At 46.6% G+C, this 13,176-nt stretch carries 7 protein-coding genes and 1 pseudogene; 5 read left to right on the top strand and 3 right to left on the bottom strand.

Going from position 1 to position 13,176, the window contains the following annotated elements; translation table 11 throughout:
- Window positions 1–119 precede the first annotated feature (119 nt).
- Window positions 120–1,442 (bottom strand): amino-acid N-acetyltransferase, encoded by a 1,323-nt coding sequence (gene argA / locus JMX03_RS13925; RefSeq protein ID WP_201597509.1) that lies wholly within the window; start codon window positions 1,440–1,442, stop codon window positions 120–122.
- Between the two features lie 436 nt (window positions 1,443–1,878).
- On the opposite strand from argA, the gene JMX03_RS13920 reads away from it, so the two are divergent.
- Window positions 1,879–2,472, top strand: coding sequence for a hypothetical protein (locus JMX03_RS13920; protein ID WP_201597506.1), 594 nt, complete (start codon window positions 1,879–1,881; stop codon window positions 2,470–2,472).
- 358 nt (window positions 2,473–2,830) lie between these two features.
- On the opposite strand, the gene JMX03_RS13915 is transcribed toward JMX03_RS13920, so the two are convergent.
- Window positions 2,831–3,823 (bottom strand): patatin-like phospholipase family protein, encoded by a 993-nt coding sequence (locus tag JMX03_RS13915; RefSeq protein ID WP_201597505.1) that lies wholly within the window; start codon window positions 3,821–3,823, stop codon window positions 2,831–2,833.
- Between the two features lie 267 nt (window positions 3,824–4,090).
- Between JMX03_RS13915 and recG the strand changes: the two genes are divergently transcribed.
- Entirely contained in the window at window positions 4,091–6,466 is a 2,376-nt protein-coding gene (gene recG, locus JMX03_RS13910) for an ATP-dependent DNA helicase RecG (protein ID WP_227695836.1), read from the top strand.
- A 94-nt stretch (window positions 6,467–6,560) separates the two neighbouring features.
- On the opposite strand, the gene JMX03_RS13905 is transcribed toward recG, so the two are convergent.
- A complete protein-coding gene (locus JMX03_RS13905) occupies window positions 6,561–6,725 on the bottom strand; it encodes a hypothetical protein (protein ID WP_201597504.1) in 165 nt (54 codons plus the stop codon).
- A gap of 297 nt (window positions 6,726–7,022) precedes the next feature.
- On the opposite strand from JMX03_RS13905, the pseudogene JMX03_RS15060 reads away from it, so the two are divergent.
- The 3 genes and pseudogenes from JMX03_RS15060 to JMX03_RS13885 all read left to right on the top strand — a co-directional run bounded on the left by JMX03_RS15060 (window position 7,023) and on the right by JMX03_RS13885 (window position 13,126).
- Window positions 7,023–8,372 (top strand): annotated as a pseudogene (locus tag JMX03_RS15060) (NAD(P)/FAD-dependent oxidoreductase).
- A gap of 318 nt (window positions 8,373–8,690) precedes the next feature.
- Window positions 8,691–10,019, top strand: coding sequence for an efflux RND transporter periplasmic adaptor subunit (locus tag JMX03_RS13890; protein ID WP_201597498.1), 1,329 nt, complete (start codon window positions 8,691–8,693; stop codon window positions 10,017–10,019).
- Window positions 10,016–13,126, top strand: a complete 3,111-nt coding sequence (locus JMX03_RS13885) for an efflux RND transporter permease subunit (protein WP_201597497.1) — start codon at window positions 10,016–10,018, stop codon at window positions 13,124–13,126. Before JMX03_RS13890 ends, JMX03_RS13885 begins: the two co-directional genes overlap by 4 nt.
- The last annotated feature ends 50 nt before the right edge of the window (window positions 13,127–13,176 follow it).

Here is a 13,176-nt window from a genome sequence, read left to right as displayed (position 1 = left end):
TGGCAGTAAAATAAAGCTGTACTAAGCGTTAATGACACACAATGAAAAAGCCCTCAGTCCAAAACTGAGGGCTTTTTTTACATAGCGTATCTGTGAATAGCTACCACTAGCTGTGACAGCTAAAGAGTTTTTTGAAAGACTTTTGAGTTACGACTGTTATCGTATTTCTCTCGGCGTGATGCAGGTAGGGCATTGGCATCGACCTCAACAAATCCATGCTCGACAAACCAGTGCGCAGTACGCGTGGTCAATACAAACAGTTTATGCAATCCGTGACTCCGTGCTTGCTGCTCTAAAAAGGCAAGCAAGTCGTTGCCGCGGCTACCGTTACGGTACTCAGAGTGTACGGCGACACAAGCGACTTCTGCGGAGTCATCGTCTAATGGATATAATGCGGCGCAGCCCAAAATCATCCCGTCACGTTCAATGACGCTATAGTTGTCAATTTCTTGCTCTAGGCGTTCTCGTGAACGTGCTACTAAGATTCCCTGCTCTTCAAGAGGGGCGAGTATTTCAGTGAGACCGACCACATCATCAATATTTGCATGGCGGATTTCTTCGTAAGGATCATGACTGATCAAGGTGCCAGAACCATCACGAGTAAACAGCTCTTCTAACAGCGCGCCGTTTTTGGCATAAGAGATAATGTGGGTACGATGAACGCCTTGACGGCAAGCATTACTGGCACAGTGCAAAAAGTAATTAATCTCACTGTTTAAGTCGCGGTCACGTAAGAAGCGATCGACTTCATTTGGAATCATTTCACGCAATAAGCGGTCACCATCATTAATACCTGCTTCTTCGCCTAATAAAATCAGCTTGTCAGCGCCAAGTGCTACTGCTGCACTAAGGGCAACATCCTCGCCCAACAAGTTAAAGACTTCACCAGTAGCTGAGTAACCCATGGAGCCTAATATGACAATATGGTCATGGAGCAAGTTGTTTTTTATAGCATCGACGTCTATTGAGCGCACTTCACCAGTCATCTGATAATCAACGCCGTCACGGATGCCATAGGGGCGTGCCGTCACAAAATTGCCAGAAATAGCATCGATACGTGAGCCGTACATAGGCGAATTGGCCAAGCCCATTGATAGCTGAGCTTCGATTTGCAGACGAATAGCGCCAACTGCTTGCAAAATAGAGGGCATGGCCTCACGCGGAGTGACGCGAATGTCTTGATGTAGCGGCGAGGTGACGCCTATTTCTTGAAGGTTTTTTTCAATCTGTGGGCGCGCACCATGTACCAGCACCAGCTTGATACCCAAGCTGTGCAACAAGGCAAAGTCATGGATAAGGGTGCTGAAATTTGGATGATTGACCGCCTCTCCACCAAACATAATCACGAATGTCTTGCCGCGATGAGTGTTAATGTAAGGTGCAGAGTTACGGAACCAATGGACGTATTCAGGGTTGATCTGTGGCATGGCGCTAGTAGTCATAGTAGGAGCAGTAGTAGTCGGAATAGTAAAAGGGAGGCGATAAAAAAAGCCTGTCGCTAAGGATTTACCATAGCAAAAAACGCCAGTATGGGCTATCTTTTATTTTAGCGATATTGATAGGGGTTTACAGAGATTTTTATATACACAACCTCAACACTGGGTTAGTGTACCACTAAAGGCTTTTTGCTATGCTAAGTGCTATTGTCTTAAGGGTAAACAGCGTTATGATATAGTCAATCAACTATTAAAGAGTGACAACCTCAACCTTATGAAGTATCACGTATACATCTACACTTGGTTGCTTTTATCCTCTTTTAAATCGAATCAGCTATAGTTGTTAGCCTTAAGCTCCTATTAATAGAAAGCCTCTTGTTTTTGAAATCATAATTTGACCAGCACCGATTTATCGGTATATCAACTAGGAATAATGAATACCATGAAAAAAAGCAACCAGTTAGCCAATCCGTTCACCGCTTGGGCCGGTCATCGTTTGTTTCACGTCGTTGCCGGTACGCTTGTCGGTGCGATGGCGGTAACGCAAGCTACAGCGATGCTACCCACGCCAGAGCCTGCGCTTGATAACGCGACTACCATGCAATCGCCTAATGATAGTGCTGCAAGTAATGGCTCAAGCGCACAAGCCATTAATACCAAAATTACGGCTTCTTTGATCAGCGTTGATGCAAATGGACAGGAGCTATTAGTACCTGTTACTGATAAGACGCGCCTGCAATCGGGCAATGTCTTAGAATATCAAGGGTTTTTTACCAACACCAACCCTGATCGAGTACGCAAGATGACGGTCACTTTGACCATCCCTGAGCAGGTTGAGCTGCTGCGCGCTGTGTCTCCTGACTTTCCCTATGGTAGTGTCGATGGCAATACCTTTGCGCGGATGCCATTACGTACGCGAGTGGACAACCAGCTGCAAGAAGTTGATCTAAAGCATTACACAGCGGTACGTTGGGATCTAGAAGGCGTGGGTCTAAATGATACGGTAGTGGTTAAATACCGTGCAAAAGTGAAATAATACCAACCCCCCAAAATGCGATTAACATTGTCAAACTTGCTAAGCCTACTAGGTGTAGTACTTGCGCAAGTTTTCCGCGTTGCTCTCGTTTTTGGAAATGGTATAACACTCATACTGGATAGTTAAGTAATATAAAAAAAGCACTGCAATTGATGATTGTGGTGCTTTTTTTAGCACGATTTAGGATGTGCGAGAGTTGGTTGTATAGTTAATACACTTTAGAAATGACATAGCGCTACTGGAATGAATTTTGCGCAGCCTCTGGGAACGCAGCACGCAAGTAAAATTTATACCAGTAGCGCATCTCAATCTATAACAGTTTTATTTTCAATTGATTATAGACGCTGTATAGACGTTGTCAAAGTGTGGCGTATTTACTGTTAGATTTTTCTTTAATCAGCTGCTTAATAGCGTTAATTTGTGGGGCAGTGGCTTGCGAGCCAGCGGAGATAAGTATGCTACTCTGACTGGTGTCTATTGAGCTGATGTGAGCGACATCGGGAGTAATGACAATATCAGCACGCTCCCGCTCATGACGCATGGATGAGCTGTGGTTGGTGGCTGCAAGAGTGGCGTTAGAGGCTAGGTTGTTTTCAAGCAATGCCCAAAAGCTACTTAATGAGGTAATAGCAGGCAAGATATTGTTGGTCTTGCTCTTTGTGCTTGGTGAAGGCGCAGTCACGTCGACAGCAATGACAATATCCGCACCTAAGTCACGAGCGCTATCGACAGGGACTAGGCTGACCACACCGCCATCAATATATTTTTTGCCCACTTTTTCAGGAATGCGCGGCGCGATGAAAATATTAGGCACGCTAGATGACGCTTGTACCGCAAGCCCTGCATTACCAGTGGTAAAAACCGCCTTTTTTAACGTCTGCTTCTCTGCCGCGACCGCTGCAAAGCGCATCGGAAAGTCTTCTATTGCGCGTCCACCGACTTTTGCGTTAATGAAGTTTTTGAGTTTGATACCTTCGATAAAGCCTTGGTTGGAGAAGACAAAGTCTGTCAACTCGCTATCAGGGGTGTTCAATGCTAATTGTTCAAGCTGCTGTGGATTGTAACCACTGGCGTATAGGCTGCCGACTAAACTACCGACGCTAGTGCCAACGACCAAAGTTGGCTTAATGCCATTTTCTTCTAACGTCTTAATGACACCAACATGAGCAAAGCCTTTGGCGCCGCCGCCGCCCAATACCAAGGCCACACTAGGTGTTTCTATCACAGGCTTTGGCGCTGCTGGGGTCAGAGTGCTACAAGCGCTAATACACAGCCCCAATGTGCTTAGCAGGCTAATACGTAGTCGTGCAAAATTATGATGATATTTGTAGACAGAGACAGAAGCGGACATAAAAAGACCTTATAAAATCGCCATAAGCTAGCATCAGTGCCATGGAAGCTAGCATCAGTGCCATGGTCGAATAATCAAAAAAACCTGATAAATAGCTTAGCATAATCAATGGTGTTGTCAGTTATAATGATATAAGTTCACTATTTTCATAGTTTGTTGATTATTATACTGTTTGGATATGGTTTAATGATTAGGCTTTAAGAAAAACAACTAACTATAAAGTATTCAACCATACAGAATTTAAAAATAATATCGTTAGGATCTTTGATGCCAATATCGGTTAACCAAACTTCAACCACTTTTTCAGCGCCTTTAGCAGATCATTTGCGCTCTGAGCTGCCAGTTTCGGCACTCGATATGCCAGTGACGGCGCTAGCGGGTGTCGGACCAAAAGTCGCAGAGCAGTTGGCACAATTAAATATCAAACGAATATTTGATTTGCTGCTGCATTTGCCACGTGATTACGAAGATCGTAGCCGACTGGTATCGATAGCCGATGTCGGTCATGGGCAAGCCGCGTTAATCACTGGGCGGATAGTACACGTCGATACCAAGCGCAGCGGTATGACAGTGATTGTCGATGATGATACTGGCACGATCTCATTGCGCTTCTTCAAGGTGTATCGTGGTCTTGCGCAGACCATGAATCTGGGTACACGGCTACAGTTGTTTGGCGAGGTAAAAGTCAGCCGTTACGGTAAGCAGATGCATCATCCTGAATATCAAATTATCACTGATAATACAGTTATGACTGATACGGGTCTGCAGCCAATCTATCCGAGCGTCAAAGGCTTGCACCAGAATAAGCTACGCACCTTGATTAAATTGGCATTGCAAACCGTCCGCAGTCAAGGTCTGCCGATGACACTATTTACGCCAGAGGATTTTGCTGTAGTAGCGGACTTGCCATTGGCACCGTTTGAGCCGACTGCATCATTGGTAGCAGAGCCAGAATATTCGGAAGATATATTCTCAACTCTGGCGCGTAGTGTACCTGACAACACGATTGGTCATAGTGTCAATAAAGCCAGTAGCACTGCATACAATACAAGCAGTGAGGCAAACCATAATATCAATACAGTCGCTGCGAAAACGGCCAATAATAATGTCTATAACTTGACGATATTTGAAGCCTTAGTATTACTGCATACACCACCTACTTATACCGATGCTGGACAGCAATATAAACTACTCACTCAATTAAGCGCCCGTACGCATGCTGCCTGTCAGCGTCTTATCATCGAAGAGTTGACCGCGCATCAGCTCAGTCTGTTATATCGCCGTCAGCAATTACATCAGCATAAAGCGCCCAAATGTGCCACCCAAAGTCCATTGGCTGATAAGCTATTTTCGGCATTGCCTTTTGACCTCACGGGTGCACAAAAAAGAGTGATGAAAGATATTACGGCTGATATGGCGACTTCTATCCCAATGCTAAGACTAGTGCAAGGCGATGTGGGCACAGGTAAGACTCTAGTCGCAGCAGGCGCAGCGGGCTATGCGCTTGATAGTGGCTGGCAAGTAGCCGTTATGGCACCGACTGAGATACTAGCCGAGCAGCATTTATTAAACTTTAAGCAGTGGTTTGAGCCATTGGGTATTGGTGTGGGCTGGCTGGCAGGTAAGCAAACGGCAAAGCAGCGCCGCGAAGCGTTAGAGGCCGTGAGTGAGAATACGGTGCAAGTGGTCGTCGGTACTCATGCGCTGTTTCAGGAGCAAGTGCAGTTTGCCAAGTTAGGACTGGTCATCATTGATGAGCAACATCGGTTTGGCGTTGAGCAGCGCATGGCTTTGACCAATAAAGGCGTGGCCAATAGTACGCCGCATCAGCTGATCATGACTGCGACCCCGATTCCGCGTACGCTAGCGATGAGTGTTTACGGCGATATGGATACCTCTATCATTGACGAGTTGCCACCAGGACGGACGCCAATTACTACGGTGACAATTGATCGCAACCGCCGTGATGAAGTGATAGAACGCATTGCGATCAATTGTGAGGCGGGTAGGCAGGCGTATTGGGTTTGTTCGCTAGTAGAAGAGTCGAGCGTACTCGATGCGCAAGCCGCTGAGGCCACTTATGAAGACTTAAATGAGCGTTTGGATATTCGCATTGGGCTGGTACATGGCAAGATGAAGTCCGCTGATAAGCAAGCCATCATGTTGGAGTTCAAAGCGGGTAATCTTGATTTGTTGATTGCGACAACGGTCATAGAAGTCGGAGTTGATGTACCAAACGCATCATTAATGGTCATCGAAAATGCTGAACGCTTGGGTCTGTCGCAGTTACATCAGTTGCGTGGGCGCGTTGGTCGCGGCTCGACCAAAAGCTATTGTGTATTGTTATACCAAAAGCCGTTGTCGGAAACTGGCACTGAGCGTTTAAATGTATTACGCGATAGCACCGATGGTTTCGTCATTGCCCAAAAAGACTTAGAGCTGCGTGGTCCAGGTGAATTACTTGGCAAACGGCAAACGGGTAATGTGGGCTATTATTTGGCTGATCTCATTCGTGATGAAGAGCTGTTTGCCATTGCGCAGCGTTTGGCGAAGCATTTAATTGCAGACCCCACGCGTAAAGCCGATGTCAGCCAACTGATACATCGCTGGATGCCTGAGGCCAGTCGCTATACCAATGCTTAAAAGAGAGTGAGGTAAATAAAAAAGAGGACAGCAAGTGCCATCCTCTTTTTTGTCTAGAAATAGGTATCTTCAAAGAAAGGTTCAGAAGAAAATCTTATTTATCTTTCTTTTCGCTCTTGGTTTTTTTCTCAGGCTTTTCTTTTTTTGCCTTTTTTAGCTCTTTCTTAAGGTCTTTAAGCTTTTTCTTTTGCTTATCAATCTTTGCTTCAGTGTCTTTGATATCTTTTTTAAGGTCTTTTACTTTCTCTTTATTAGCCATGATGGACTCCTTGATTTATGATTTAAAGTGCTGGGTATTCAGCGTCTTAACATCAGTATAGAATCAAAGCTACTTGACTTAATAATGATATTACCATGATTATGTCATGGATTTAATAACGTTATTAATAAATACTAGCAGATTGTTAGCAGAACACAAGATTTTACTGTAGGGCGTATGTAAAATGAATGACAGCTATCCATATCTACTGTCTCAAGCCGCTCACTTCTACTCTCATCATTTAATTAATGACAAGCCCGAAACGCACGCCCTTATTTAGATAAACAGGAGTAGATCATGACCGTCAACGACCAAACGATGTATGAAGACAAATCTTTTTGGTTAAAAGATTATGGTCAGTACGATCCTAATCCTGCGCTTACAACTGACATAACGGCTGATGTGTGTATTATCGGTGGTGGTTTTAGTGGTCTGAGTACGGCTTATGAGTTTAAGAAAATCAATCCTAATGCGACGGTCGTTGTCATCGAAGCGGCGATAATCGGCTACGGTGCTAGTGGACGCAACGGTGGCTTTAGTATGAAGCTATTCGGTCTCGAGCCTGAGACAACAGTGCTGCGATGGGGTGAGCAAAAAACCATCCAAGCGCATCAATATATGCTGAAAGCGGTAGATCATGTACAGCAACTGGTGCAAGAGCATGACCTTCAATCTGATTATCAGCATACTGGTATGTTTCGAGTCGCCTATTCTGATAGGCAAGCCAAAAGACTGAGCAAGACCTATGAGTTGTTTCAAAAGTTAGGTCTAGATAGCGATATGTCATGGTGCAAAAAAGAGGCGCTGGCTCAAGAATTTAAAACCGATAAGTTCCTCGCAGGCATGTATGAAACACAGACGGGTCTACTAAACCCTTGCAAACAGGTGCGAGAATTAAAAAGAATCTGTTTGCAGATAGGCGTCGATATCTATGAAACGACACCTGCCACAGACATCCAAGAATCCAGAAGCATCAAAGTAACGACACCCAAGGGCAGTATCACCAGTGAAAAGCTGGTCATTGGTACCAATGGCTATTCACGCAACGTGCCTGGAGTCAGCCTAAAAAACCAGTAACTTCCTGTTTGGACGTATCAAGTGGTCACGGAACCTCTGACTCAAGAGCAATGGGACTCTATTGGCTGGCATAAGAGACAAGCGTTTGAAGACAATAGGCAACTGGTGCATTATTTTAGGCCGACAGCAGATGGACGCATCACGATGGGAGGCGGGCGCGTCGATGCGGCTTATGGCAAGAATATGGATAAAGATAGCAATCCAAAAGCGTGGCAGCACTGTGAAGATCATCTTAAGTGGATTTATCCGCAATTACAGGAGGTCAAAATCGCTTATAAATGGGGCGGTCCGACTTCAGTTAACTTAGATATGACCCCAGAGATTGGCTATCTAAACTCTGACAAGATCATTTATACCTGCGGCTGTATAGGTCATGGCGTCTCTTTAACTCACTTAAATGGTAAGTTAATCGCGCAATTACTCAGTGAGCAAAATAGTGATCTGACTGACTTTTGGATCGTCAATAGAAAAGCGATTCGTCTGCCAGGGGATGTATTAAGCTGGTGTAGTGCAAAGGCGTTGACTGGGGCATTGACCTTAGTAGACAAATTTGAAGAGCGTGGTTTATAGGGTATCTGCTTGGAAATGGCGGCCTGATAAATGGCTACTTGATAAATGATGATCTGCAAATTTTAGAGGGGCAGCAGAACCTACCTATGATTCATTGGTACTCACAACCTTCTACATTCACAACCCTTTGCATTCAAATAGTTTGACCGATACAGGCCACCTTTTCAGAGTAACTAATGATTGACCGCTCGTTGCGATACTATAAAATACTAAAAAGAATAATAATATCGATTGGTTTTTTTGCCAGTCTAGTTGTAACCACTTCCAACCCTTAAAGAATAAAATTTTTATTAATGCGCGTATTTACAGAGACTGACTATGAGTGACTTTCAAGACCCTAACGATAAGCAAGCGGTTCAGCCGCCTATGCCGCCAGAGCCGATACCTGAGTCTGAACTGCCACCTTATCGTCAGACAGAGGTGCCTGCTAGTCAGCCATCGTCAAAGTTTCCTGTATGGTTTTTACCAGCATTGGCAGCGGTGCTGGTGATTGGTGTATTGCTAGGCAGATATTGGGGTGGAAGTACGGATGCTGAGGTAAAAGCAGTATCTTCGGGTGCACAGAGTAATAATGTAGCTACGGATAGCACTGCTAGCGAGCAAGCCGTATTGTCAGTTGAGACAGTCATGCCTAGCCAAGAGAGTATCGGCAACATGCTAACGGCGGATGGGACAATCAGTGCCAAAGACACCGCGAATGTCAGTGCCAAAGTCAATGGGGTTGCCATTGAGCGCATCTTGGTTGAAGAGGGCGATCGGGTCAAAGCGGGTCAAGTACTAGCGGTATTTGATACGGATGCTATGGAGCAGCAAGTGGTACAAGCACAAGCAGACGTGGCAGAAGCTGAGGCCACACTTGCCAATGCCAGTGCTGATGCGGCACGTGTACTGCCGCTACTCGATATCGACGCTATCAGCAAACAAGAAGCTGATCGTTATCGCACCTCAGAGCTGCGTGCTAGAGCCTCGCTACAAGCGTCAAAAGCTCGCTTGAGCAATCAGCAGCTAAATCTTGAAAACGCCAAAGTTGTCGCGCCAGTCAGTGGGATTATCAGTGACAAGATGGTTGAGGTCGGTATGGTTTCGGGCGGTGAGCCACTATTTACCATTATTAAGAACGGTGTTTTGGAATGGCGTGCAGATATCGATCCCAAACTCATCGGTGACGTGACTATAGGTACGCCAGTGCAGGTCAGCTTACCAAGAGATCAATCAGTGATGGGACAAGTAAGCCGCATCGCGCCAACCGCAGATAACAATCGCCAAATCACTATTTATGTGAGCTTAGCTGCCAATCCAGCGGTACGTGCTGGCATGTATCAAACGGGCGAGTTTATGCTGGGCAGCGCAAGCATGCAAACGGTGCCCAATAGCGCCATCGTCAGTAATGATGGTTATGATTATTTGATGCTAGTGACAGACGTGAAAACACAAAATGCTAAAACGCTTGGGCGTATCCAGCAGCAGCGCGTGACGTTGGGAGAGCGCATCGGTGACAGCGTGGCGCTTACTGAGCCATTACCTGCTGACAGTAGACTGGTCAAGCAAGGCGGCAGCTTTTTGAATGATGGCGATTTGGTGCGGATTGTTGATGGACTCAATGAAAATGTCAACACAGCAACCAATACAGCGCAGGCGCAATCATGAATTTTAATGTGTCGTCTTATTCGATTAGGAACCCATTGGTCGCGATTTTACTGTTTGTGCTGTTGACGATGGGCGGTGTGTACGGTTTTTTGCAAATGAAGGTGCAGCAGTTTCCTGACATTGATTTGCCTGCGGTGGTGGTCACAGTGACCTTACCAGGTGCAGCACCTGCCCAGCTTGAAAACGACGTTGCCAAAAAGATTGAAAACCAGCTCACCAGTATCAACGGTATCAAGCATATTCGCAGTAGCCTACAGACAGGCGTAGCGACTATATCGACTGAATTTATATTGGATAAAGACATTCAAGAAGCGGTTGATGATGTGCGCTCAGCCGTCGGCGAGGTGCGTGGAGACTTGCCAGCAGCGGTTAATGAGCCCATCATTACCAAGGTCTCAACCTCAGGATTTCCTATCGTTACCTATACGGTCTCGGCTGATAATATGAGTGTTGAGGACTTATCATGGTTCGTCGATGACACCATTACCAAGCGTTTATCTGATATCCAAGGTGTTGGCTCAATCAGCCGAATCGGTGGTCTTGAGCGTGAGATTACTGTCGCAGCCGACCCCATTGCCTTAAGTGGCTTGCAGTTTTCTATTATTCAGCTGTCGCAGCAGATCGCAGGCATTCAGCAAGACAGCTCAGGCGGAGAAGCTGAAGTCGGCAAGACCACGCAAACCATCCGTGTACTAGGAGCAGTTGAGCGTGCCGATGAGCTGAATGAATTGCAGATTGCCGTACCGACTGGTGGCACGCAAGCGCTAGGGCGTATGGCCGAAGTGACAGATGGTCCTGCTGATATAAGCTCTGTTGCCAAGCTCGATGGGCAAACCGTTGTGGCTTTTGATATCACCCGCTCGCGCGGTGCCAGTGAAGTTGAAGTAATGGTGCGTACCGATGAGGCGCTCGCACAGCTGAGTGCAGATATGGGCAATATCACTATCAATAAAGCCTACGATAGAGCCACGCCAGTCGCCGATGACTATCAAGCGTCACTGCGTATGCTGATTGAAGGCGGTATTTTAGCTGTCGTGGTAGTTTTCTTATTTTTACGCAATATTCGCGCGACCATTGTGACTGCTGTGGCGCTGCCATTATCAATTATTCCTACCTTTTTGGGGATGTATCTGTTTGACTTCAGTCTCAATATTATCTCGTTATTGGCCTTGTCTTTAGTCATTGGGGTACTGGTCGATGATGCCATCGTTGAAGTCGAAAACATCATGCGCCATCTGCGTATGGGAAAAACGCCGTACGAGGCGGCAATGGAGGCAGCGGAAGAGATTGGGTTAGCGGTTGTTGCGACTACCTTTACCTTGATTGCAGTGTTTTTGCCCACGGCCTTTATGGGCGGTATCGTTGGACAGTTCTTTCGGCAGTTTGGCTGGACGGCTGCTTTGGCGATATTTGCCTCATTGATGGTCGCGCGTCTGATTACGCCCATGATGGCAGCCTATGTGTTGCGCCCTGAAAAAAAGCAAGTTGAAAAACAAAGCAAGGTTATGTCGTGGTATCTCAAAGTCGTATCATGGACGCTGCATAAGCGTTGGTTGACGATGGCGGCAACGGTGGCGTTGTTTATAGCATCACTTGCATTGGTGAAGCTGCTACCGACTGCCTTTATTCCTGATGACGATGTGAATCAGACACGAGTCGCGGTTGAGCTGACACCTGATGTTGAGCTTGAAGATACCGAGCGCGTAGTCGCACTAGCAGATGCGCGAATCTCAGAAATGCCAGAAGTTGAGAGTACTTTTACCACGGTAGGGCAAGCGCAAGCGGCTATGGGGCCGAACGCTAGCGGTAGTGGTAATATGGCAAAAAATATCGGTAGCTTAGATATTGTGCTGACACCAAGAGCCGAGCGCGCCTCCAAGCAGGACATAGAAAAACGCATTAGCGCCATATTGTCAGAAATACCGGGCGCGCGCTTTACCATTGGTCTCGCAGTTGGCGGTGAGACTGGATATAACTTCTCCTTGACCAGTACCAGTCCACAAGTGCTAGAGCAGACTGTGCAACAGATTATGACAGACATACGCGCATTGCCTGGCGTTGGCGCAGTCACCAGTGATCGTAGCCTACCGCGGCAAGAACTGACAGTCACTCCTGATCGGTTAGCCATGGCAGACAAAGGTGTCACCACCCAAGACATCGCTGCTACTTTACGTATCGCCACAGTGGGTGATTATGAGCAGCGCTTATCTAAGCTGAATTTAGACACGCGGCAGATTCCGATTGTGGTGCGCTTGCCTGATATTGCCAAGCAAAACGTCAGTCAGTTAGAAGGCTTGTATGTTCCTAGTGCGCGACCTGCAGGACAAGGAGTACGTGTCGGTGAGGTGGCAGACCTAAGCTTTGGTACAGGTCCTGCCCAAATCAGCCGACTAGATCGCGAGCGGGCGATTAGTATCACTGTACAGCCTGAAGATGGAGAGCTTGGCGACTTGGTACAGGCAGTCAAAAACACCCCGACCATGCAGAATTTGCCGACTTCGATTACGGTGATTGACCAAGGTCAGGCAGAGAATATGGCTGAGCTATTTAGTGGCTTTGTCATCGCCATGTCGGTGGGTATCGTTTGTATCTTAGGCGTGCTGATTCTATTATTCGGGCGTTTATTGCAGCCCTTCACGATTCTGATGGCATTGCCGCTATCGATAGGCGGGGCGTTTGTGGGACTGGTCATTACGGGCAGCAGCTTATCGATGCCGTCGATGATTGGCTTTATTATGCTGATGGGTATCGCCACCAAAAACTCTATCTTGCTGGTGGATTATGCACTGATAGCCCAGCGCCGTGGCCTTGAGCGTTTTGAGGCAATCATTGATGCCTGCCGCAAGCGTGCACGTCCTATCATTATGACGAGTATCGCGATGGGTGCTGGCATGTTGCCATTGATATTTGGTTGGGGTGAGGCTGATCCTACCTTCCGCCGGCCGATGGCAGCGGCTGTCCTCGGCGGGCTAGTGACCTCTACTTTATTAAGCTTGGTGGTGATTCCAGTTGTTTATACTCTCATGGATGACCTGTCGGCTTGGTTTGCTAAGTGGCTGATCCCGCATGGTAAAGATGAAGACAGTCCAACTGTTGATGAGCTATAGTGGATTGACGATATAAATAGTAAGTCAGCAGTACGGGTGTATTTGAAGCT

Source organism: Psychrobacter fulvigenes (genome assembly GCF_904846155.1).
GTDB lineage: Bacteria > Pseudomonadota > Gammaproteobacteria > Pseudomonadales > Moraxellaceae > Psychrobacter > Psychrobacter fulvigenes.
This window is presented reverse-complemented; position numbering and strand designations above follow the sequence as displayed.

Coding starts and splice junctions, on each gene's coding strand:
- JMX03_RS13905 (WP_201597504.1), bottom strand. CDS start 6,725: ATGGCTAATAAAGAGAAAGTAAAAGACCTTAAAAAAGATATCAAAGAC.
- JMX03_RS13920 (WP_201597506.1), top strand. CDS start 1,879: ATGAAAAAAAGCAACCAGTTAGCCAATCCGTTCACCGCTTGGGCCGGT.
- JMX03_RS13885 (WP_201597497.1), top strand. CDS start 10,016: ATGAATTTTAATGTGTCGTCTTATTCGATTAGGAACCCATTGGTCGCG.
- recG (WP_227695836.1), top strand. CDS start 4,091: ATGCCAATATCGGTTAACCAAACTTCAACCACTTTTTCAGCGCCTTTA.
- argA (WP_201597509.1), bottom strand. CDS start 1,442: ATGACTACTAGCGCCATGCCACAGATCAACCCTGAATACGTCCATTGG.
- JMX03_RS13890 (WP_201597498.1), top strand. CDS start 8,691: ATGAGTGACTTTCAAGACCCTAACGATAAGCAAGCGGTTCAGCCGCCT.
- JMX03_RS13915 (WP_201597505.1), bottom strand. CDS start 3,823: ATGTCCGCTTCTGTCTCTGTCTACAAATATCATCATAATTTTGCACGA.